Raw genomic sequence first — 22236 nt, 5'->3', positions numbered from 1 at the left:
CCCGCCAAGGACCTCAAGGAGTCGAGCCCATGTCCAACCCGGAGACGGGACAGGCGTCGTCGGTGCGCCGCGTGCTCGCGGTGATCCCCGCCCGCGGTGGCTCCAAGGGCGTGCCCGCGAAGAACCTCGCCCCGGTCGGCGGCGTCCCTTTGGTCGCCCGTGCGGTGCGCGAGTGCCGGGCCGCCCGGCTGGTCACCGACGTCGTGGTCTCCACCGACGACCCGGCGATCGCCGCCGCCGCCCGCGAGGCCGGTGCCGAGGTCGTGCTCCGCCCCGCCGCCATCGCCGGCGACACCGCCGCCTCCGAGGACGCGGTCCTGCACGCCGTGGACGCCCATGAGGCACTGCACGGCTCGCTGGTCGACGTGGTGCTGCTGGTTCAGTGCACCAGCGCGTTCCTCGTCCGTGCGGACATCGACGGGGTGGCCGCGGCCGTCGTCGAGAACGGCGCGGACACCGCGCTGACCGTGGCCCCCTTCCACGGCTTCGTCTGGCGAGACACGGCGGACGAGCCCACACCGGTCACCGGGCCGCGGCGCACCGATGCCCGGCCGGAGGCCGGCGGGTACGGCGTCAACCACGACAAGTCCTTCCGGCCGCGCCGCCAGGACCGCCCCCAGGACCTGCTGGAGACCGGCGCCGCGTACGCCATGGACGCGGCCGGGCTGCGCAAGCACCGACACCGCTTCTTCGGCCGTACGGACCTCGTGCGCACCGACCCTGCCCGGGTGCTGGAGATCGACGACCCGCACGACCTGGCCCGCGCCCGGGCGCTGGCTCCCCTGTTCGACACGAGCCGGCCGGGCCCGCTCCCGAGCCGCGCCGACATCGACGCGGTCGTACTCGACTTCGACGGCACCCAGACCGACGACAGGGTGCTGATCGACTCCGACGGACGCGAGTTCGTCTCCGTGCACCGCGGGGACGGCCTCGGCATCGCCGCGCTGCGCAGGAGCGGCCTGGCGATGCTGATCCTGTCCACGGAGCAGAACCCGGTCGTCGCCGCCAGGGCCCGGAAGCTGCGGATTCCGGTCCTGTACGGCATCGACCGGAAGGACCTCGCCCTGAAGCAGTGGTGCGAGGAGCAGGGCATCGCGCCGGAGCGCGTGCTCTACGTCGGCAACGACGTCAACGACCTGCCGTGCTTCGGCCTCGTCGGCTGGCCCGTGGCGGTCGCGAACGCCCACGACGTCGTGCGCGGCGCCGCACGCGCGGTCACCACCGCCCCGGGCGGTGACGGCGCGATCCGAGAGATCGCCAGCTGGATCCTCGGCCCCTCTCTCGACCCCCTCGACAGTTAAGGAACCTCCCTGCCATGAGCACCAATTCCCGTCTCCGCAACCTCGGTTCGCGCACGGCCGGCCCCGGTACCCCGGTGTACGTCTGCGGCGAGATCGGCATCAACCACAACGGTGAGCTGGAGAACGCCTTCAAGCTGATCGACGTGGCCGCCGAGGCCGGTTGCGACGCCGTCAAGTTCCAGAAGCGCACGCCCGAGATCTGCACCCCGCGCGACCAGTGGGACATCGAGCGCGACACCCCCTGGGGCCGGATGACCTACATCGACTACCGCCACCGCGTGGAGTTCGGTGAGGACGAGTACCGTCGGATCGACGCGTACTGCAAGGAGAAGGGCATCGCCTGGTTCGCGTCCCCGTGGGACACCGAGGCCGTCGCCTTCCTGGAGAAGTTCGACGTCCCGGCACACAAGGTGGCCTCCGCCTCCCTGACGGACGACGAGCTGCTGCACGCACTGCGTGCCACCGGCCGCACGATCATCCTGTCCACCGGCATGTCGACCCCGAAGCAGATCCGCCACGCGGTCGAGGTCCTCGGTTCGGACAACATCCTGCTGTGCCACGCCACCTCGACGTACCCGGCGAAGGCCGAGGAGCTGAACCTACGCGTGATCAACACGCTGGAGAAGGAGTACCCGAACGTCCCGATCGGCTACTCCGGACATGAGACCGGCCTGCAGACCACGCTGGCCGCGGTCGCCCTCGGCGCCTGCTTCGTCGAGCGCCACATCACCCTCGACCGCGCGATGTGGGGCTCCGACCAGGCCGCGTCGGTGGAGCCGCAGGGCCTGCAGCGCATGGTCCGCGACATCCGCGCCATCGAGGCCTCGCTGGGTGACGGCGTGAAGAAGGTCTACGCCTCCGAGCTGGGCCCGATGAAGAAGCTGCGCCGCGTAGCCGGCGTGGTCGCCGAGTCGGACAACCGTGAACTCGCCGCAGTCTGACGGCCCACCCGGTCCCCGCACCGTCCGAAAGGCAACGGTCGTACGACCATGAGTCCCCGCGTCGGGCCGACCGGCCCCACCTCCACGCTCGCCTTCGTCGAGAGCCCCGCCCAGCTCCTCAACGTGCTGGAGTGGGCGTACACCCGAGCGCCCCGGCCTCCGCGCGGGCAGCTCACCGATGCCGTGCCGACCCGGACACGGCATGTGATGGCCACCGGCCCGGCCGGGGACCCCCTGACCCTTGTGGTGCTGTCGCCCACCGACCCCATGACGAGAGGTCAGCTGCGCCGCATGGCCGAGCTCGCCCGTGACGAGGGCCACCAGGTGCGCTGGGAGGAGGCGCGCGGCGGCCTCACGGCCCCGTTCCGGACGATCGGCGGCCTGGCTCCCCTGCTGCGCAAGGCCTCGCGGATCGTCATCGGCGACCCCTTCTCCCGCTACGTACAGCTCCTGCTGACCATCACCCGGGCCCCCGACCTCGTCGTCGTCGACGACGGCACCGCGACCATGGAGTTCGTCGCGCAGCTCGCGCAGGGCGAGCGGCTGGTGCGCTGGCACCGGCGCGGCGGCCGCCCCGGGCCCCGCGATCTGGTCTTCAGCCCGGTCTCCGCTGCGGCCCGTCGTCGCCTCATGCCGTCCGACCGGCGCGGTGTCGAGGTCTTCTCCGCCATGCCGATCGAGGCGGCCCCCGAAGGCGTCCGCCTCACCACCAACGACTTCTCCTGGACCCGTTCCCGCTTCGGCCCGCCCCGCCTGACGCGAGGAGCCGATCTGGTGGGCACCTCACTCGTGGAGACCGGTGTCGTCGACGCGGACCGCTACCTCGAAGCGGTCCGCTCGCTGGCCCGCTCCCACGGCGCCACCCGCTACTTCGCGCACCGCCGCGAGAGCTCCGAGAAGTTGCACCGCCTGGCCGTCGAGACCGGCCTGGAGGTGGTCCGCCCGGACCTGCCCCTGGAGCTGATCGCGCGTCGGGGCCCCATCGGCCGTACGATCCTGAGCTTTCCGTCCACGGTCGTCCACACCCTGCCCCTGGCCCTGGTGGGCACCGAGGTGCGGGTCGCGGTCTGCGACATCGACCCGGCCTGGCTCACGGAGACGGCGTCCCCGCGGGCCCAGGGCTTCCTGGCGGGGGTGACGGGAACGGCGCGGGACGCACACCGGCTGTCGGTGACTCCGGGGACGGCGTAAGGGAGGGGCGACGGCGTCGCGGGCTACCCCGTCCGGGTGTACGGACGCTTACCTCGGGCAGAGAACCTCTCCCGACGCTACCGTGGAGCCAACGCCATGCCCTGCAGTCTGTGGAGGACCGCGGTGACCACCATGATCGAGCGGCCGAAGCCCATAGAGAGCTCTTCGTCCGGAGACTTCGAGGACATGCTCCGGACCGTCGAGGAACTGGACACACCTGACGGCTACAAGGCCGAGCTCGTCCGGGGGAAGATCGTTGTGTCGCCGTGGTCGAAGCTGCGCTGCAAGAGGCCGATGAAGTCGCTGAGGCGGCAGCTCGAACCCCACGCCCCAGAAGGGCACGACGTGGACACAGCACCCTTCCTCTTCAGCTTTCCTGGCTCTGACCGCGCTTTCGGCCCTGACCTGCACGTCGCGGACGAAGCCGCCTTCGAAGCCGCCGGCCGTCACGCCGACGGCACCGCGCTCTCCCTCGTCGCCGAGCTGACCTCCGAGTCGACCAAGGACGCCGACTGGCTCGACAAGCTGGACACCTACGGGCGTGTGGTGCCGGTGTATCTCCTGCTGGACATGCAGGCCCAGGAGATCAGCGCCTTCTGGGAACCTTCCCCGAGGGGCTACCGCTCCCGGACGAACGTGCCCTTCGGGCGGCCCCTGCGTGTTCCCGCACCCTTCGACTTCGATCTGGACACGTCGGAGTTCGCCCTGCCCGCCGACGATGCGGACGGTGAGGGGAGGCCCGGCAAGATGGCCGAACAGGAGTAAAAGGGGTGACCTACCCGCTCATGAGTCTCACTATGCGGGCGCGTACCAGATTTCTTACATCAATACGGCTGAACTTTTCTTGATCGCCCGTCAGTTGACCCCTGTCACGGCCTACCCTTCAAAGGGTGAACCAACTGATGTCCCGCGAGTCCGAAGCCGACCTGCCCGGGGAATCCGGGGACACCGTGCTGCCCGGCGTGCTGCCCGAGGAGCTCCGGGCCGAGCTCGTCACCTTCCGGCGCGACCTGCACATGCACCCCGAACTCGGCAACCAGGAGTTCCGCACCACCGCCGCCCTCAAGGCACGGCTGGAGCGGGCCGGACTCAAGCCCCGCGTGCTCGACATCGGCACCGGGCTCGTGTGTGACATCGGCACAAAAGCGCAGGGCAGGGCCGACACGGCGAGCGGTGTACCGCCCATGCTCGCGCTGCGCGCCGACATCGACGCGCTGCCCATCCCGGACACCAAGACCGAGTGCACCTACCAGTCCACCGTCCCGGGCCGCGCCCACGCCTGCGGACACGACATCCACACCACTGTCGTCCTCGGTGCCGGACTCGTCCTCGCCGAACTGGCACGGCGGGGCGCCCTGCCGCGGCCCGTGCGACTGATCTTCCAGCCCGCCGAAGAGGTGCTGCCGGGTGGTGCGCCCGACGCCATCGAGTCCGGGGTGCTCGACGGTGTCGGGAGGATCATCGGCGTGCACTGCGACCCGAGGGTCGACGCCGGGCGGATCGGACTGCGCACCGGCCCCATCACCTCCGCCTGCGACCGGCTGGAGGTCGCGCTGAACGGTCCCGGTGGGCACACCGCGCGCCCGCATCTGACCACCGACCTGGTCACCGCCGCCGCCAGGGTCGTCTCCGAGGTCCCCACCCTCGTCGCCCGCCGCATCGACGCCCGCTCCGGTCTCGCGGTGACCTGGGGACGTATCGAATCGGGACATGCCTGCAACGTCATTCCGCAGCGCGCCGAGCTGTCCGGGACCGTTCGATGCCTGGACCTGGAGGCCTGGCGGCAGGCACCCGACCTGGTGCACGCCGCCATCGACGAGATCGCGGGCGTGTACCGGGCCAAGTCCGAGATCAATTACGTGCGAGGGGTGCCGCCCGTCGTCAACGACCCCGCGGTCACCGAACTGCTGCGGGACGCCATGACGGCACGGCGCGGCCTGCACTCCGTCGAGGACACCCAGCAGAGCCTCGGCGGCGAGGACTTCTCCTGGTACCTGGAGCACGTCCCCGGCGCCATGGCCAGGCTCGGTGTCCGCAGGCCCGGCGAGCGCACCGTGCGCGATCTCCACCAGGGGGATTTCGACGCGGACGAGTCGGCGATCACGGTCGGTGTCGAACTGTTCACGGCGGCCGCGCTACTGGACGCAGCGCGTTCGTAACCCAGGGCGACACCTACGTTCAAGACCTGTTCGCGTCAATCCGATAACGGCTTCCGAAGAGGGCTTTATCTGGCATCTACGCGCGTTACGATGCGGCGAAACCAGCGCCGGAAGTGGCGCTTCGGTCAGGTTGAAGGAGCCTCCCTTGCGCCGGGTAGCCAAGATCTCTGCCGCGTGTCTCGCGACCGCGGCCCTCGCGCTTTCCGTCACCGCGTGTGGCAGCACGTCGAACGAGAAGGATTCCGGGTCGAGTGGTTCGACCGACTCGGGCAAGAACGGTGTCAAGATCGGTCTCGCCTTTGACGTCGGCGGCCGTGGGGACCACTCCTTCAACGACTCTGCCGCGCGCGGTGCCGACAAGGCCAAGTCCGAGTTCGGCGGTTCGCTCAAGGAGCTGACCGCGAAGAACACGGACACCGAGGCCGACCGCGAGCAGCGCCTCTCGGACCTCGCCTCCGCGGGCTACAACCCGATCATCGGTGTCGGCTACGCCTACTCCAACTCCATGACCAAGGTTGCCGCGAAGTTCCCGAAGACCACCTTCGGCATCGTCGACTCCGTGGTGAACACGAAGAACACCGACAGCATCGTCTTCACCGAGGAGCAGGGCTCCTACCTGGCCGGCGTCGCGGCCGCCCTGAAGACGAAGAGCGACCACGTCGGCTTCATCGGAGGTGTGGACGTCCCGCTCATCAAGAAGTTCGAGGCGGGCTTCGTCCAGGGTGTCCAGGACACCAACAAGAAGATCAAGATCGATACCCAGTACCTGAGCCACGGCTCGGACACCTCCGGCTTCAACTCCCCCGACAAGGCCAAGGAAGCCGCGCAGGGCATGCTCGACAAGGGCGCCGACGTCATCTACTCCGCGGCCGGCTCCTCCGGCAACGGCTCGATCGAGGCCGTCAGCGGCAAGTCGGGCGCCTGGGGTATCGGCGTCGACTCGGACCAGTACAACATCCCGGGTCTGGCCAAGTACAAGAAGTCGATCCTGACCTCGGTCGTCAAGAACGTCGACGTCGGCGTCTACGAGCTGATCAAGTCCGTCAAGGACGGCAAGCCGATGACCGGCACCCACAGCTACTCCCTCGCCGAGAAGGGTGTCTCGCTCTCCACCAGCGGTGGCTTCATCGACGACATCAAGGCCAAGCTGGACGCCGCTCAGCAGAACATCATCGACGGCAAGATCAAGGTCAAGACGACCCCGTGACCCGGCGGTCGCGGGACGGAGCACGGGATCGTGCGGACCTTCCCGTGACCTGACGGTCCCGGCGGACCACGGCTCGGCGCGGGGTGCACACCGCCCCCGCGCCGAGCCATAACAATGTGTCAACTCTACGCGTGTAGCTCTGAGTTGTCGCGCTAGCGTCGCCGACGCCCGCCCTCCCCCGAAGTCCCTTTCCCTTGAGGAGAGTGCGCCATCAACGCGTCCAGCCCTCCCGCTGCCGTCGAACTGCGCGGCATCACCAAGCGCTTCCCCGGTGTCGTCGCCAACCGCGACATCGACATCACCGTCCGCAAGGGCACCGTCCATGCCCTCTGCGGTGAGAACGGTGCCGGCAAGTCCACGCTGATGAAGATCCTCTACGGCATGCAGAAGCCGGACGAGGGCACCATCACCGTCGACGGCGAACAGGTCTCGTTCCACAACCCCGCCGACGCCATCGCGCGCGGCATCGGCATGGTGCACCAGCACTTCATGCTCGCCGACAACCTCACCGTCCTCGAGAACGTCGTCCTCGGCGCGGAGAAGCTGCACGGCATCGGGGCCAAGGCTCGCAAGAAGATCAACGAGATCTCGGACGCGTACGGGTTGAACGTGCGACCCGACGTCCTGGTCGAGCAGCTGGGCGTCGCCGACCGCCAGCGCGTGGAGATCCTCAAGGTCCTCTACCGCGGCGCCCGCACCCTCATCCTCGACGAGCCCACCGCGGTCCTCGTGCCGCAGGAAGTCGACGCGCTCTTCGACAACCTGCGCGAGCTGAAGGCCGAAGGCCTCACGGTCATCTTCATCTCGCACAAGCTGGGCGAGGTGCTGAACGTCGCCGACGAGATCACCGTCATCCGGCGCGGCACCACCGTCGGCACCGCCGACCCCAAGACCACCACCTCCAAGCAGCTCGCCGAGATGATGGTCGGCAGCGAGCTGCCCTCGCCGGAGACCGAGGAGTCCACCGTCACGGACGTCCCGATGCTGAAGGTGGACGGACTGCACCTGACGCAGACCGACCTCGACGGCATCGAGCGCGTCATCCTCGACGAGATCTCCTTCACCATCCACAAGGGCGAGGTCCTCGGCATCGCCGGTGTGGAGGGCAACGGCCAGTCCGAGCTGGTCGAGGCGATCATGGGCATCCGCCGTCCGGACGCCGGTGTCATCGCGCTCGATGGGGACGAGATCTCCCAGGCCCCCACCCGCCGCCGCCGCGAGGCCGGCATCGGCTACATCCCCGAGGACCGCCACCGCCACGGCCTGCTCCTCGAAGCACCGCTGTGGGAGAACCGCATCCTCGGCCATGTCACCGAGAAGCCGAACTCGCACAGCGGACTGCTCGACCTCAAGGCCGCCCGTACCGACACCGAGCGCATCGTCGAGGCCTACGACGTCCGCACGCCCGGCATCGACGTGACCGCCGCCTCGCTGTCCGGCGGCAACCAGCAGAAGCTCATCGTCGGCCGCGAGATGAGCCACAACCCCAGGTTCCTCATCGCCGCCCACCCCACCCGCGGCGTGGACGTCGGCGCGCAGGCCGCGATCTGGGACCACATCCGTGAGGCTCGTCGCGAGGGCCTGGCCGTGCTGCTGATATCCGCCGACCTGGACGAGCTGATCGGGCTCTCCGACACCCTGCGGGTGATGTACCGCGGCCGTCTGGTTGCCGACGCCGACCCCGCCACGATCACCCCCGAGGAGCTGGGCTCCGCCATGACGGGAGCCGCCACCGGCCGCCTGGAGCACACAGAGGACGACGCGCGATGAACAAGCTGACCTCACGGATCGACAAGGAGCGGCTGCTCCTCGGGATCGCCGCACCGCTGCTGGCCATCGTGGCCGCGCTCGTCGTCACCACCCTGGTGATCCTCGCCACCGGCAAGAACCCCGGCGACGCCTTCAGCGACATGACGACCTACGGCTTCGCCAGCGACAGCCAGGTCTTCATCCTGAACAAGGCGACGACCTACTACCTGGCCGGTGTCGCGGTGGCCATCGGCTTCCGCATGAACCTGTTCAACATCGGTGTCGACGGCCAGTACCGGCTCGCCGCGTTCATCGCCGCCGTCCTCGGCGGAGCGCTCACCGCGCCCGGCTGGATCGCCGTCCCGCTGATCATCGTGTGCGCCATGGCGACCGGTGCCCTGTGGGCGGCCATCTCCGGCATCCTCAAGGTGACCCGCGGCGTCAGCGAGGTCATCTCGACGATCATGCTGAACTCGATCGCCACCGCGATCATCGGTTATCTGCTCCAGCCCGGAAAGCTGGGCGAGCTCGACAAGGCCGGCACCCTCGTCTCCACCAAGCCGCTGCCGTCGTCCTCGTTCTTCTTCACCATCGACACGGGCGCGGCCGGCATCCTGAACGGCTTCATCGTCGTCGCCGTGGTTGTCGGCATCGCGTACTGGTTCGTGCTCGGCCGTACCCGGTTCGGCTTCGACCTGCGCACCGTCGGCCAGTCCGAGACCGCCGCCGCGGCGAGCGGTGTGTCGGTGAAGAAGATGGTCGCCACCAGCATGATCATCTCGGGTGCGGTGGCCGGCCTGGTCGGTCTGCCCACGCTGCTGAACGAGACCCACCAGTACGACAACAGCTTCCCCAACGGGATCGGCTTCACCGGCATCGCCATCGCGCTGCTCGGCCGCAACAACCCGGTCGGTATCGCGCTCGGCGCCCTGCTCTGGGGCTTCCTGGAGCGCACCACGAACCACCTGGAGTTCCAGGGCTACGACAAGGAGATCCTGGGCGTCATCCAGGGCGTCATCGTCCTCTGCGTCGTCATCGCCTACGAGGTCGTGCGCCGCTACGGCCTCAAGCGTCAGCAGCATCGCGTCGGCGCGGAGCTCGCCGCCCAGGCCGCCGCCCCGACCGAGAACCTGGAGGTGGCGAAGTGACTGCCACGATGACCGACACGCCGCCCCCCGCGGCGGCCAAGGCGAGCGGCTCCCAGCAGCCCAAGGGCTCCCGCTTCTCGCTCGCGCAGATCCTGCTGATCATCATGGGCGCGCTGATCCTGGTCGCCGCCGTGCGCGTCATCACGGGTGCCGACCAGATCGATTCCGCCGGACAGGTCAGCGCTGCGCTCGGCCTCGCCGTGCCGATCGGCCTCGCCGGTCTCGCGGGTCTGTGGTCCGAGCGGGCCGGTGTGGTCAACATCGGCCTCGAGGGCATGATGATCCTCGGCACCTTCGGTGCGGGCTGGCTCGGCTGGCAGTCCAGCCCCTGGCTCGGCCTGCTCTGCGGTATCGGCTTCGGCGTCATCGGCGGCCTCGTGCACGCCGTCGCCACCATAACCTTCGGCGTCGACCACATCGTCTCCGGTGTCGCCGTCAACCTGCTCGCGCTCGGCGCGACCCAGTACCTCGCCAAGGTCTTCTTCGCGGACGGCACCCCGGCGGCCAAGGGCGGCAACCCCAAGCAGTCCCCGCCCGTCGACAGCCTGCCCCGCATCACCGTCCCGGGGCTGTCCGACGCACTCTCCTCGATCGAGAAGCACCACTGGTTCCTCGTCTCCGACCTCGCCGGCATCCTCGGCGGACTGGTCACCGACGTCTCCGTGGTGACCGTCCTCGCCGTGGTCCTGTTCGTCGGCAGCTGGTGGCTCCTGTGGCGCACGGCCTTCGGCCTGCGGCTGCGCTCCTGCGGCGAGAACCCGATCGCCGCCGAGTCGCTCGGCGTCAACGTCTACTCGTACAAGTACGCGGCCGTCGCCGTCTCCGGCGGCCTCGCCGGACTCGGCGGTGCCTTCCTCGCGCTGGTCACCTCGCACACCTATCTGGAAGGCCAGACGGGCGGGCGCGGCTACATCGGTCTCGCGGCGATGATCTTCGGTAACTGGCGGCCCGGCGGAGTCGCCATGGGCGCGGGCCTGTTCGGCTTCTCCGACGCGCTCCAGCTGCGCAACGGCGGCGAGACCGTGCACGCGCTGCTGCTCCTGCTCTTCGTGTTGCTGGTGCTGCTCGCCCTGTGGAAGCTGTACCGCAAGGCGATGTGGCAGGCCGCCGTCACCGCGGGCATCGCCGTGGTGATCCTGGTGTGGTACCTGCTGACGAAGGAGGTGCCCAGCGACTTCGTGGGTGCGACCCCCTACGTCGTCACGCTGCTGGTGCTGTCGCTGTCGGCGCAGCGCCTGCGGATGCCCAAGGCGGACGGTATGCGCTACCGGAAGGGGCAAGGCAAGTGAGTTCCCCCGAGGCAACGGTCTGGGAGGGCTGGGTGACGCTGCGCGAGGCGGCCCGGGAAGCGATGTCCCGGGCGTACGTCCCGTACTCCGGCTATCCGGTCGGCGCGGCGGCGCTCGTCGAGGACGGCCGCACGGTCACCGGCTGCAACGTCGAGAACGCCTCGTACGGCCTCGGGTTGTGCGCCGAATGCGGCCTGGTCTCGGCGCTGCAGCTCAGCGGCGGCGGCCGGCTGACGCACTTCACCTGCGTCGACGGCCAGGGCGCGGTGCTGGTGCCCTGCGGTCGCTGCCGCCAGTTGCTGTACGAATTCGGCGGCCCGGAGCTGCTGTTGGAGACCCCGGCGGGGATCGTGCCCCTGTCGGAGATGCTTCCGCAGGCCTTCGGCCCCGACCATCTGAAGTAGCCTCGCGGCCCCTCCACTTGGCGTGGAGGGGCCGCTTTGCTCCCTGCCTCTATGCGCGTAGAGTCCATGGGGGGTCCCCTGCTCGAAGAGCTTGGGGGAGTACAGAGTTGTACGGGCGCCAGTGATGTGAATTTGCCGGAAGGAATGCCATGGACGTCATCTCCGTCATCCGCACCAAGCGGGACCGCGGTGAGCTGAGCGACGAGCAGATCGACTGGGTGATCGACGCCTACACCCGGGGCGAGGTCGCCGACGAGCAGATGTCCGCGCTGGCCATGGCGATCCTGCTGAACGGCATGAACCGGCGCGAGATCGCCCGCTGGACCGCCGCCATGATCGCCTCCGGCGAGCGCATGGACTTCTCGTCGCTGTCGCGCCCGACGGCCGACAAGCACTCCACGGGCGGCGTCGGCGACAAGATCACCCTTCCGCTCGCCCCGCTGGTCGCCGCCTGTGGCGCGGCCGTTCCGCAGTTGTCGGGCCGCGGTCTCGGCCACACCGGCGGCACGCTGGACAAGCTGGAGTCGATCCCCGGCTGGCGTGCCCTGCTGTCGAACGAGGAGATGCTGAACGTCCTCGACACCACCGGCGCGGTGGTGTGCGCGGCGGGCGACGGCCTGGCGCCCGCGGACAAGAAGCTCTACGCGCTGCGCGATGTCACGGGCACGGTGGAGGCGATCCCGCTGATCGCCTCGTCCATCATGTCCAAGAAGATCGCGGAGGGAACCGGCTCGCTGGTCCTCGATGTCAAGGTGGGCAGCGGCGCCTTCATGAAGACGATCGAGGATGCGCGCGAACTGGCCTCCACCATGGTCGGCCTGGGCACGGACCACGGCGTGCGGACGGTGGCGCTCCTGACGGACATGTCGACCCCGCTGGGGCTGACCGCGGGCAACGCGCTGGAGGTCCGCGAGTCGGTGGAGGTCCTCGCGGGCGGCGGCCCGGCCGACGTGGTCGAACTGACCCTGGCCCTCGCGCGCGAGATGCTGGACGCGGCCGGGCTGAAGGACGCGGACCCGGCGAAGGCCCTGGCCGACGGTTCCGCCATGGACGTCTGGCGCCGCATGATCGCCGCCCAGGGCGGTGACCCGGACGCGGCGCTGCCCACCTCCCGCGAACAGCACGTGATCACGGCGCCGTCGTCGGGTGTCCTGACCCGCCTGGACGCGTACGACATCGGCGTCGCCGCCTGGCGCCTCGGTGCCGGCCGTGCCCGCAAGGAGGACCCGGTGCAGGCGGCCGCGGGCGTCGAGATGCACGCCAAGCCGGGCGACAGGGTGACGGAGGGCCAGCCGCTGCTCACCCTGCACACGGACACCCCCGAGCGCTTCGCGTACGCGCTTGAGGCGGTCGAGGGTTCGTACGACATCGCGGCGCCGGGCACGGAGTACGCGGCTTCCCCCGTGGTGCTGGAACGTATCGCCTGACCAGGTGTTTTCCCATTCGGGTGAACGGGATCGGTGGACCGCCGCCGGTCCCGTTCGGCATGCTGGGATCGGTGATGACCGATAGGAGAACCGCCATGGGCGCAGTCACCGTGAGCCAGGAGCCCGACCAGAGCTGGGACGACCTCGTCCGGTTCTGGGAGGAGATGGAGTGGCCCGAGGGCAGCAAGGTGGAGATCATCGAGGGGATCATCACCGTGTCACCTGCTCCCGCGTACCGGCACAACCTGATTGCAGAACGCATCCAGCGTCGCCTCTACTCCGTCATTCCCGACGACTGGGGGGTCTTCCAAACGCTCGCGATCGCTGTGCCATCGCGTCTGGGCATGTTGATCCCGGACCTCGTGGTGACCCCGGTACGGGACCACGTAGAGGCGGACAGCCACATCCCGGCAGCCCTCGCCGAACTCGTCGTCGAGGTGACCTCGCGTTCCAATGCCCGCCACGACCGCGTCAGCAAGCCCGCCGCCTACGCGACCGCCGGCATCCCCCTCTACCTCCTCGTCGACCGCTGGGCCCCCGGCGGCCCCACGGCGACGCTGTACGGCGAGCCGAAGGGTGACGTCTACCGGGTTCTGAGCGCCGTCAAGTTCGGCGACACCCTCAAGCTCCCCGCCCCCTTCGACCTGGTGATCGACACCGGAGAGTTCCCGGTCGACTGACTCTCGTCAGCCCAACAAGGCCGCAACACCCACCAGCACCGGCACTGACAGCAGCGTCGACAGCAGGATCGACTGCTGGGCCAGGGACTCGCCCACCCGGTAGCGGCTGGCGTAGGTGAACAGGTTCTGGGCCGCGGGCAGGGCCGAAGTGACCACCACGTCGAGCAGTCGGTCGCCGTGCAGCCCGAAGACGCCCGTCGCGAGCGCCCACGCGGCGAGTGGCTGGCCCACCGACTTCAGGGCGACCGAGAGCAGCACCAGAGGGCGGTCGCGGCCACGGCCGGGGGCAGCGCTGCCGTGCAGGGCGATACCGAAGGCCAGCAGGACGGCCGGGACGGACATGTTGCTGATCAGCGTCAGCGGCTCCATGATCGGGCCGGGGACGTGCAGCCCGGTCGCCGCGACCAGGACCCCGGTCAGCGCGCCCACCGCGATCGGATTGCGCAGCGGTGTCAGCAGGCGTTGCCCCAGTGGGCCCTTCTCACCCGCGCCGGAGAGGTCGAGGACCGTCAGGGCGACGGGCGTGACCACGATCTGCTGGAACAGCAGGACGGGGGCCACCAGCGAGGCATCGCCCAGGACGTAGGCGGCGATCGGGATGCCGAGATTGCCGGAGTTGACGTAGCTGGAGCACAGCGCGCCGATCGTGGTGCGGCCCACGCCCCAGTGGCGTACGACACCGACCGCCAGGAAGACGCCCCCGGCCACCGCCGTGCTCATCGCCGTCACCAGGAGCCGGCTGGAGAAGACCACCGACAGGTCGGACCGGGCCAGCGTGGTGAACAACAGGGCCGGGGTCGCCACGTGGAAGGCCAGCCTGGTCAACACCTCGCCGCCCTGGGCACCGAGAGAGCCGCGCCGCCCGATCACACAGCCGACACCGATCACGACCGCGATGACCGCGAACCCCGTCAACACCCCCCGCACACGGCCTCCTTGGCGGACAGGATGTCGTCGCGCAAGCAGGCCGGTGCTGAACCGTGGGGCATACGATCACTCTCCGGGGCGGGGCGGGAGCCCGTCAATGTGATCTCCGTCGAGTCACACCGCTCCTGCCGGCCTCCGCCGGCTTCCGATGAGTTACGTCTGACGGGACGGTCTAGAGATCATGGAGGCCATAACACCCGCCGTACTCATGCTCGTCGGCCCCGTCACCCGGGAGGAGGTGAGGGGGCTGTGCGACGACGTGCGCGGGCTGCTGAAGACGACCCGAGCCGGGGTCGTGGTGTGCGACGTGGCCAGGCTGAGACCACCGGATCTGGGTGCCGTCGACCTGCTGGCGCGGCTTCAGCTCGCCGCGCGGCGAGCCGGTGGCCGCATCCTGCTGCGCGCCCCTGACCCAGCGCTAGGCCTCCTGCTGAACCTGGTCGGCATCCCCTTCGAGCTGGAGGGGCAGGTCGAACAGGGGGAACCAGCGCTCGGTGTCGAGGAAGAAGTGGAACCCGGTGAGCTGACCGTCTGATATCTCCAGGACCTGAATCGCCCAGGCCGTGAAGCCGCCCGTGTCCGGGTCCGGCTTGTACTGGGCGAAGCCCGGCAGGCCGTTGACCGAGACCGGTACCAGGCGCGAGCGTGCGCAGGCGGAGCCGAGCGTGGTCATGAAGCCGGTGATGTCCGGCGTGCCGCGCAGCCACAGGTCGAACGGCGGCATCGTCATCACCGCGTCCTCGTGCAGCAGGGCGGTCAACGCCCTCATGTCGTACCCCTCGAAGGCCGCCACATAGCGCTTCAGGAGCTTTTGCTGCGCCTCGTCGAGGGGGTCGGAGACGGCGGCGTCGGCCCCCTCCGCGTTCTTCTCCGCCAGCGTCGCGCGGGCCCGCTGCAGCGCGCTGTTGACCGAGGCGACCGAGGTGCCGAGGAGTTCGGCGACCTCGCTCGCCTTCCAGGCCAGCACCTCGCGCAGGATCAGTACCGCACGCTGCTTGGGCGGCAGTTGCTGCAGGGCGGCCATGAATGCGAGTCGCACCGATTCCTTCGCCATCGCGGCCTCTGCCGGGTCGGTCACCGAAGGCAGTACGCGGGCGTCCGGCATCGGCTCCAGCCAGGTGTTGTCGGGGCGAGGGGAGAGGGCGGCCTGGGCCAGCGGTGTGGAGTCGGTCAGGTCCACGGGGCGGGCGCGCTTGTTGCCTGCGTTCAGCATGTCCAGGCAGACGTTGGTCGCGATCCGGTACAGCCACGAGCGGAGGGAGGAGCGGCCCTCGAACTTCTCGTAGCTCCGCCAGGCGCGGACCATCGTGTCCTGCACCGCGTCCTCGGCCTCGAAGGAGGAACCGAGCATGCGGTAGCAGTACCCGGTCAGTTCGATCCTGTGCTTCTCCAGCCGGACATCGAGGTCGTCCAACGTCGCCGTGCCGTCACCCATGGTCTACCCACCTTGCGGCCGTTCTCGCTCGCGCTCAGTCGCGCCCCAGCACTGCGGAACCTACAACAGGCCACTGACAACGCCCTTTGAGCGCGGGAAAGCCCAGCTCAGACCGGTGTTGTCAGGCGGTCGCGAGCCACCGCTCGGCTCGCGCCGCCCTCGACCCCAGCACCGTGATCATCACGACGCCGAGCACCGCCAGCAGGCCCATGCCCACCGTTCCGGCCCAGCCGGCCGTGTGGAAGGCGACCGCGCCGAGCGTGCTGCCTGCGCTGGAGCCGATGTAATACGACGACTGGTAGAGGGCGGAGGCCTGGGCGCGGCCCCGCTTCGCCGTGTGACTGACCGCCGACGACGCGACCGCGTGGCCCGCGAAGAAGCCCGCCGTGATCAGGACCAGGCCCAGCAGCACCAACGGCAGCGAGGGTGCGAGCGACACCAGCAGGCCCGCCGTCGTCGTGCCGCCCGCCAGGTAGAGGGCACCGCGGCGACCCAGGCGACCCACCAGCCTGCCCGCCGCCGACGCGGACACCGTGCCCACCAAATACACCAGGAAGATCGAGCCGATGATGCCCTGCGGCAGGGAGAACGGCGCACCGGTGAGGCGGAACCCGATCACCGTGTAGACACCGCCGAACACCGTCATGAACAGCGCGCCGATCGCGTACAGCCGACGCAGCAGCGGGTTGGCGAGGTGGTCACGGACCGAGCGGGCCAGGACGCGCGGGCGCAGCGAGCCCGGCTCGAAGTGCCTCGGCGCCGGCAGCAGGAGGCGGAAGGCCACCGCGCAGGCGACCGCGATCACGCCGATGGCACCCACGGCCACCCGCCAGCCCCACTCCTGCGCGACCCAGCCGGTGATGATCCGGCCGCTCATCCCGCCGACGCTGTTGCCGGCCACGAACAGGCCGATCGCCGTGATCAGCGCCTTCGGGCTGACCTCCTCCGCCAGATACGCCGTCGCCGAGGCCGGCAGGCCCGCCAGGGCCGCGCCCTGGACGGCCCGCAGCACGATCAGCGAGCCCAGTGACGGGGCGAAGGGGACCAGCAGGCCGACCGTCACCGCGATCGCCAGCGACGCCGTCATGACCGTACGACGCCCGAAGCGCTCCGACAGCGCGCTCATGGGGAGGACGAACAGCGCCAGCGCGCCCGTCGCGCCCGACACCGTCCAGCTCGCCGCGCTCGCCGTCGCCCCGAAGTCGTGGGAGACGAGCGGCAGCAAAGCCTGCGTGGAGTAGAGGAGGGCGAAGGTCGCGACCCCCGCCAGGAACAGGGCGAGGCTCATCCGGCGGAAACCAGGGTCGCCCGGAGTCATACGGGAGTCGGAGACGGGGCGGGTGACGGCGTCGGCGTCCACGACGGTGGACGCCCCGGTATCGGCGGCAGGCATGCTTCGAACGTACGGACCCTCCGTTCATGCGTCCAATGCATGAAATCCGCATAATCGTTCACATGGTGCATCAGCAAAGGTCAGCAGCTCGCCTGTCACCGTTCGGTGACACAGAAGACATCGTCGCGCTGCTCGCGCCGCGCCTGGCGTACTTCGCCGGAGTCGCCCGTACCGAGCACGTCACGCGTGCCGCGCAGGAGATGCAGGTCCCGCAGTCCACCCTGTCCCGTGCGCTCGTCCGGCTCGAGGAGGACCTGGGCGTCGAGTTGTTCGCCCGTCGTGGCCGGACGGTGTCGCTCACGCCGGTCGGCCGTACGTTCCTCGCCTCCGTCGAGCGAGCCCTCGGGGAGATCGAGCGGGCCGCCGAGGAGGTACGCGCGGACGCCGACCCGGCCGCCGGCAAGGTCGCCTTCGGCTTCCTGCACACGATGGGGGCAGAGACCGTGCCCGCACTGATCCACGCCTTCCGCGCCGACCACCCGCGAGTCCGCTTCAGCCTCGTGCAGAACTACGGGGAGGCGATGCTCGAAAGGCTGCGGGCCGGGGAGTTGGACCTGTGCCTGACCTCCCCGGTGCCGGATGCCCCCGACCTGGTCGCCCGGCGCCTCGACGAGCAGAAGCTGCGGCTCGTCGTCCCCGCCGACCACCGGCTCGCGGGCCGCAGGCGCATCCGCCTCGCCGAGGCCGCCGACGAGGCCTTCGTGACCCTCGAACCCGGCTACGGACTGCGGCGCATCACCGACGACCTGTGCCGGAAGGCCGGGTTCGTCCCGCGCACCGCCTTCGAGGGCGAGGAGGCGGAGACGTTGCGCGGCCTGGTCGCGGCGGGACTGGGCGTGGCGCTGCTGCCGCCGCCCGCTGTACCGCGCCCCGGTGTCGTGGAACTGACGGTCACCTCGCCACGGGCGGTGCGGGAGATCGGGGTGGCGTGGTTGGAGGGCCACGTCGATACGCAGCCGGTGGCGGCGTTCAAGAGGTTCCTGCTGTCGAGGCGGGGTCGGCTTCTGCCCGATTGACGGTACGGGCGGTGGGTGGTCGAGCGCGCCCATGTGCAATGCCGCAGCCCCCCGGCAGGGGCATCCCCCTCACCGCTTGAGCGTCCGCCCGAACCCCGCCGCCAACGGCATCCGCAACCCCAGTGGGGGCGGGGCCGCCAATGCGTCCTGCACCGGCCGGGAGAAGGCCCGCCCGAACAGTGTGCCCATCACGAAGTTCTCGGCCAGCGCGTGCACTTCGGACCGGTATTGGCGTAACCCATGCCCGTCGGAGTGCACTTCGAAGCGGCAGATGTCGCGGTTCGCCTTCTTCACGCGCGCTGCCAGCCGGAACGACAGCTCCGGGTCCGCGGACCCGTCGTGCGTACCGTGCACGATCATCACCTGCCGGCCCGTGAGCTGCTTCACCGGTTCGGGCGACGACGCCCTGTCGTCCTCGGGCAGCCAGGGCGCGAGCGCCAGAACCGAGGTGACGGCCGTGTGCCCGGCCGCGTGCAGCGCGGCCCGGCCGCCCATGTCCCGGCCGAGCAGACAGACCGGCACGTCCCCGTAGCGTCGTACGACCTCGTCGGCGGCCCATGTGGCGTCCTGCGCCATGTGCGCCTCGCTGTCGTTCCAGCCCCGGTACCGGTAGTGCACCACATGGCCGACCAGGCCGTCGCCGTGCCCCGCGCGTGCCAGGTGGCGGCCGAGCGCCCGGACGGAGACGGTCGCCGTCAAGGGGGACGGTCTGCGGGTGGACACCTGATCGCCGCCCGGGAGCAGCAGCACCGCGCCGCTCACCGCCGCCGGCTCCGGGCCGAGCGCTCTCCCCAGCCGGGCCCTGCGAACCGGCGTCGCCTGGTGTGCCATCGGTCTCCTAGTGAGGGGACCACCGGCTTCGGCCGGTGGGGGAATCGGTTCCCTGGCGTGTGGTACTTCCTTCGCGCCCCGCGAGGGGCCGGTTCTGGCTGGCTCGCGACTCTCGCTTCGGCCCGCCTTCCGGCGGGGGAGCGGAGTCACAACAGAACAGTGTCAGAAGCGGCCGTGTACGAAACCCGTACGGTGGATCACCTTTGGATATCGACACTTCGCCATACTGAACATCTACACGCGTAGGCGCTAGGGTGCGAAAATGACGAGCCAGCACCAGAACACCCCGAACCGGGATCAGATCCGCCGGGCGCCCAAGGTCCTGCTGCACGACCATCTCGACGGGGGCCTGCGTCCCGGCACGATCGTCGAACTCGCCCGTCAGACCGGCTATGCGAACCTTCCCGAGACCGATCCGGTCAAGCTGGGCGACTGGTTCCGCGAGGCAGCCGACTCCGGTTCCCTGGAGCGGTACCTGGAGACCTTCTCGCACACCGTCGGCGTGATGCAGACCCGCGAGGCGCTCGTGCGTGTGGCGGCCGAGTGCGCGGAGGACCTCGCCGAGGACGGGGTCGTCTATGCCGAGGTGCGGTACGCGCCCGAGCAGCACCTGGAGGGCGGGCTCACCCTCGAAGAGGTCGTCGAGGCGGTCGACGAGGGCTTCAGGGAAGGTGAGCGGCGGGCGAGCGCGAACGGCCACCGCATCCGCGTGGGCGCGCTGCTCACCGCCATGCGGCACGCGGCGCGCGCCCTGGAGATCGCCGAACTCGCCAACCGGTACCGGGATCTGGGGGTGGTCGGCTTCGACATCGCCGGTGCCGAGGCCGGTTACCCGCCCACCCGGCACCTCGACGCCTTCGAGTACCTCAAGCGGGAGAACAACCACTTCACCATCCACGCCGGCGAGGCCTTCGGGCTGCCCTCGATCTGGCAGGCCCTGCAATGGTGCGGCGCCGACCGGCTCGGACACGGGGTGCGCATCATCGACGACATCCGGATCCTCGACGACGGCTCGGTCAAACTCGGGCGCCTGGCCTCGTACGTACGTGACAAGCGCGTCCCACTGGAGCTGTGCCCCAGCTCCAACCTGCAGACCGGCGCCGCCGCGTCGTACGCCGACCACCCCATCGGGCTGCTGCGGCGGCTGCACTTCCGTGTCACGGTGAACACCGACAACCGTCTGATGTCGGGAACCAGCATGAGCCGGGAATTCGACCATCTGGTCGAGGCGTTCGGTTACACGCTCGACGACCTCCAGTGGTTCACCGTCAATGCTATGAAGTCAGCATTCATTCCTTTCGATGAACGGCTGGCGATGATCAATGACGTCATCAAGCCCGGTTACGCCGAGCTGAAATCCGAATGGCTGTTTAGGCAGACCACCTCGACCAGCAGTTCTGTGGAATCCGAGGGCTGACGGGTCCTCATTCCCGAGCAGCCGGGAACAGGGTGTCCGGCCGCTGCGGGATGTTTGCGGTGCCTGCCACGCCGTGTTTACGGTTCTGGACCGCTCACCTCCCCGTCATCGGATCCAAGGAAGCATTCGCATGAAGCAGTCTGCTGCCAAGACCCTCGGTGTCGCCGCTCTCGGTGCCGCCTTCGCAGCCGCGGGCGCGGGCGTCGCGAGCGCTGCCCCGGCCGTGCCGCACGCCGCCGGGCAGAACTCCGCCACCCAGGCGCTGCCGGCGGGAAACGTCGTCAAGGCGCTGCCCGGCGCGGGTGAGGCGCTCGGCCGGGGTCAGGACGCGCTCGGCGCGGCGGTGACCGCTGCTCGGCCCGCCGCCGAGAGGGCCGTCGCCGGAGGCCCGGCCGCACCGGTCGCCAGGCTGCTCGGTGGGCTGCCGCTCAAGGGGCTGCCCACCCACGGCCTGCCGGTGAACGGGGTTCCGCTGGGCTGAGGCCACCCGTACGACGCCGATGGGCGCCCCGACCCGGGGCGCCCATCGGCACGTCTGTGTCCGGGGACCGGAGCGCGAGGGTCACCAGCGTGCGTCGGCCATCGTCTGCTCCTCCGACGGGAACAGGATCCACAGCGCTATGTAGAGCAGGAACTGCGGGCCGGGGAGCAGACACGACAGCACGAAGATCACGCGCATCGTCGTCGCGGAGGTGCCGAAGCGCCGTGCCAGCGCTGCGCACACTCCGCCGAGCATCCGTCCGTGGGTGGGGCGGGCAAGGGCGGTCATGGTGGCTCCTTCGCGAACCGTGGGCGGGACTCCGGCCCCGGCGGATACCGGGACCTCAGGTCGGCGTCAGGTTCGCGACGATGTCGATGTCCTCGACGGTGTCGGTGTCCTTGACGCTCTCGACGTGTTCCACGCTACGGGGACGAAGGGGATGAAGCGTCCCTCTACGGAGCTATCCCGACCCTTGGAATCGTCGGGGTCCGCCCCTGAGACGGCTCCTCCCGGGGAAGGGTGGCCCGCCGCCTGTACATGGCCCGGCGGCGGAGCCAGGACCGGGTCGCGGGCACGAGCGCAAGGTGAGCCAGTGCCACCCCGACCGTGTTGAGCAGCACCGCGTCGATGTCAGCGACCTGTCCGGGCACGCCGGTCTGCAGCAACTCGATGCCCAGCGAGAGCAGGGTGCCCGCGGCGACCGTACGGGCCAGCGAGGCGAGCGGTGAGACGTCGGTCCGGCCACCGGTCAGCGGCAGCAGCACCCCGAGCGGTGCGAGCAGCGCGAGTCCCTTTCCGATACGGCTGGCGGCCTCCGGCCAGCCCAGCGCGAGATCGGCCCTGATACCGGCGAGCGGATGCAGATTGGCGGGCCTGACCCAGGGCACGTCCAGCGGGCGCAGCGTGATCCAGGCGACGAGGGCGAGGTATGCGACGAGGAGGACACCCCCTGTCACACGGACGCGGATCGCGGCGCTGCCGCCGTTTGAGCCTTGACGCTGCACGCCCCCCAAGACGCGCCTTTACACGGGATCGGTTCCGAGATGCACCGCGATGGGTGAGTGGTACGGCACATGTACGAGTCAGGAGCGCCCCGGCGGACGGCTGGGATCTCTCGTTCGGAGCAGTCCGGTCACAGCACTAGGTGTACTGACCCGTGAGGTTGTGGACGCGGCTGGCGGGTGGTTGGCCCTTGAGCGCGGTGTGTCCGCGGTGGTGATTGTAGGTGTGCAGCCAGGCC

General features: G+C 69.8%; 22 protein-coding genes. 16 read left to right on the top strand and 6 right to left on the bottom strand.

Going from position 1 to position 22236, the window contains the following annotated elements:
- Positions 1-29 precede the first annotated feature (29 nt).
- The 12 genes from ACWDEX_RS15630 (at position 30) to ACWDEX_RS15575 (ending at position 13496) form a co-directional block, all read left to right on the top strand.
- Positions 30-1301 carry a cytidylyltransferase domain-containing protein gene (locus tag ACWDEX_RS15630; protein ID WP_450463894.1) on the top strand — a complete coding sequence of 424 codons (1272 nt, stop codon included), beginning with the start codon at positions 30-32 and terminating at the stop codon, positions 1299-1301.
- Positions 1302-1315: 14 nt separating this feature from the next.
- The gene (locus ACWDEX_RS15625) at positions 1316-2242 is read left to right on the top strand and encodes an N-acetylneuraminate synthase family protein (protein ID WP_450463893.1); all 927 of its coding nucleotides are present in this window, start codon (positions 1316-1318) and stop codon (positions 2240-2242) included.
- 48 nt (positions 2243-2290) lie between these two features.
- The gene (locus ACWDEX_RS15620) at positions 2291-3433 is read left to right on the top strand and encodes a hypothetical protein (protein WP_450463891.1); all 1143 of its coding nucleotides are present in this window, start codon (positions 2291-2293) and stop codon (positions 3431-3433) included.
- Between the two features lie 132 nt (positions 3434-3565).
- On the top strand, positions 3566-4198 hold the full coding sequence (locus tag ACWDEX_RS15615; protein WP_450464055.1) for a Uma2 family endonuclease: 633 nt from the start codon (positions 3566-3568) through the stop codon (positions 4196-4198).
- Positions 4199-4335: 137 nt separating this feature from the next.
- Positions 4336-5592: a M20 family metallopeptidase gene (locus tag ACWDEX_RS15610; RefSeq protein ID WP_450464054.1), complete on the top strand. Its 1257-nt coding sequence runs from the start codon at positions 4336-4338 to the stop codon at positions 5590-5592.
- 145 nt (positions 5593-5737) lie between these two features.
- Entirely contained in the window at positions 5738-6799 is a 1062-nt protein-coding gene (locus tag ACWDEX_RS15605) for a BMP family lipoprotein (protein ID WP_450463890.1), read from the top strand.
- 243 nt (positions 6800-7042) lie between these two features.
- Entirely contained in the window at positions 7043-8569 is a 1527-nt protein-coding gene (locus ACWDEX_RS15600) for an ABC transporter ATP-binding protein (protein ID WP_450464053.1), read from the top strand.
- Positions 8566-9696, top strand: coding sequence for an ABC transporter permease (locus ACWDEX_RS15595; RefSeq protein WP_450463888.1), 1131 nt, complete (start codon positions 8566-8568; stop codon positions 9694-9696). The genes ACWDEX_RS15600 and ACWDEX_RS15595 overlap by 4 nt, the downstream gene beginning before the upstream one ends.
- Positions 9693-10985 carry an ABC transporter permease gene (locus ACWDEX_RS15590; RefSeq protein WP_450463886.1) on the top strand — a complete coding sequence of 431 codons (1293 nt, stop codon included), beginning with the start codon at positions 9693-9695 and terminating at the stop codon, positions 10983-10985. Before ACWDEX_RS15595 ends, ACWDEX_RS15590 begins: the two co-directional genes overlap by 4 nt.
- The gene (locus ACWDEX_RS15585) at positions 10982-11389 is read left to right on the top strand and encodes a cytidine deaminase (protein ID WP_450463884.1); all 408 of its coding nucleotides are present in this window, start codon (positions 10982-10984) and stop codon (positions 11387-11389) included. The genes ACWDEX_RS15590 and ACWDEX_RS15585 overlap by 4 nt, the downstream gene beginning before the upstream one ends.
- A gap of 149 nt (positions 11390-11538) precedes the next feature.
- A complete protein-coding gene (locus ACWDEX_RS15580; RefSeq protein ID WP_450463883.1) occupies positions 11539-12816 on the top strand; it encodes a thymidine phosphorylase in 1278 nt (425 codons plus the stop codon).
- 95 nt (positions 12817-12911) lie between these two features.
- Positions 12912-13496, top strand: coding sequence for a Uma2 family endonuclease (locus ACWDEX_RS15575; RefSeq protein ID WP_450463882.1), 585 nt, complete (start codon positions 12912-12914; stop codon positions 13494-13496).
- A 6-nt stretch (positions 13497-13502) separates the two neighbouring features.
- Here ACWDEX_RS15575 and ACWDEX_RS15570 read toward each other — a convergent pair whose 3' ends face one another.
- On the bottom strand, positions 13503-14423 hold the full coding sequence (locus tag ACWDEX_RS15570) for an AEC family transporter (RefSeq protein WP_450463881.1): 921 nt from the start codon (positions 14421-14423) through the stop codon (positions 13503-13505).
- A gap of 181 nt (positions 14424-14604) precedes the next feature.
- On the opposite strand from ACWDEX_RS15570, the gene ACWDEX_RS15565 reads away from it, so the two are divergent.
- Entirely contained in the window at positions 14605-14958 is a 354-nt protein-coding gene (locus ACWDEX_RS15565; protein WP_450463879.1) for an STAS domain-containing protein, read from the top strand.
- Here the strand turns inward: ACWDEX_RS15565 and ACWDEX_RS15560 are convergent.
- On the bottom strand, positions 14842-15858 hold the full coding sequence (locus ACWDEX_RS15560) for a sigma-70 family RNA polymerase sigma factor (RefSeq protein ID WP_450463877.1): 1017 nt from the start codon (positions 15856-15858) through the stop codon (positions 14842-14844). The two genes, ACWDEX_RS15565 and ACWDEX_RS15560, sit on opposite strands and share 117 nt — an antisense overlap.
- A gap of 121 nt (positions 15859-15979) precedes the next feature.
- The gene (locus ACWDEX_RS15555; protein WP_450463876.1) at positions 15980-17251 is read right to left on the bottom strand and encodes an MFS transporter; all 1272 of its coding nucleotides are present in this window, start codon (positions 17249-17251) and stop codon (positions 15980-15982) included.
- 62 nt (positions 17252-17313) lie between these two features.
- On the opposite strand from ACWDEX_RS15555, the gene ACWDEX_RS15550 reads away from it, so the two are divergent.
- The gene (locus tag ACWDEX_RS15550; protein ID WP_450463875.1) at positions 17314-18267 is read left to right on the top strand and encodes a LysR substrate-binding domain-containing protein; all 954 of its coding nucleotides are present in this window, start codon (positions 17314-17316) and stop codon (positions 18265-18267) included.
- Between the two features lie 69 nt (positions 18268-18336).
- Here ACWDEX_RS15550 and ACWDEX_RS15545 read toward each other — a convergent pair whose 3' ends face one another.
- Positions 18337-19098, bottom strand: a complete 762-nt coding sequence (locus ACWDEX_RS15545; protein WP_450463874.1) for an alpha/beta hydrolase — start codon at positions 19096-19098, stop codon at positions 18337-18339.
- Positions 19099-19360: 262 nt separating this feature from the next.
- On the opposite strand from ACWDEX_RS15545, the gene ACWDEX_RS15540 reads away from it, so the two are divergent.
- Positions 19361-20515, top strand: coding sequence for an adenosine deaminase (locus ACWDEX_RS15540; RefSeq protein WP_450463873.1), 1155 nt, complete (start codon positions 19361-19363; stop codon positions 20513-20515).
- Positions 20516-20645: 130 nt separating this feature from the next.
- Positions 20646-20996 carry an ATP-binding protein gene (locus ACWDEX_RS15535; RefSeq protein ID WP_450463872.1) on the top strand — a complete coding sequence of 117 codons (351 nt, stop codon included), beginning with the start codon at positions 20646-20648 and terminating at the stop codon, positions 20994-20996.
- Positions 20997-21077: 81 nt separating this feature from the next.
- Here the strand turns inward: ACWDEX_RS15535 and ACWDEX_RS15530 are convergent, their stop codons facing one another.
- Both ACWDEX_RS15530 and ACWDEX_RS15525 read right to left on the bottom strand, forming a co-directional pair.
- Positions 21078-21284, bottom strand: coding sequence for a PspC domain-containing protein (locus ACWDEX_RS15530; RefSeq protein WP_450463871.1), 207 nt, complete (start codon positions 21282-21284; stop codon positions 21078-21080).
- A gap of 164 nt (positions 21285-21448) precedes the next feature.
- A complete protein-coding gene (locus tag ACWDEX_RS15525; protein WP_450463870.1) occupies positions 21449-22000 on the bottom strand; it encodes a VanZ family protein in 552 nt (183 codons plus the stop codon).
- Positions 22001-22236 lie beyond the last annotated feature (236 nt).

It is taken from the genome of Streptomyces sp. NPDC001020 (assembly GCF_053599115.1).
Note: the sequence above shows the minus strand (reverse complement) of the source record. Positions and strands in the feature narration are given on the sequence as shown.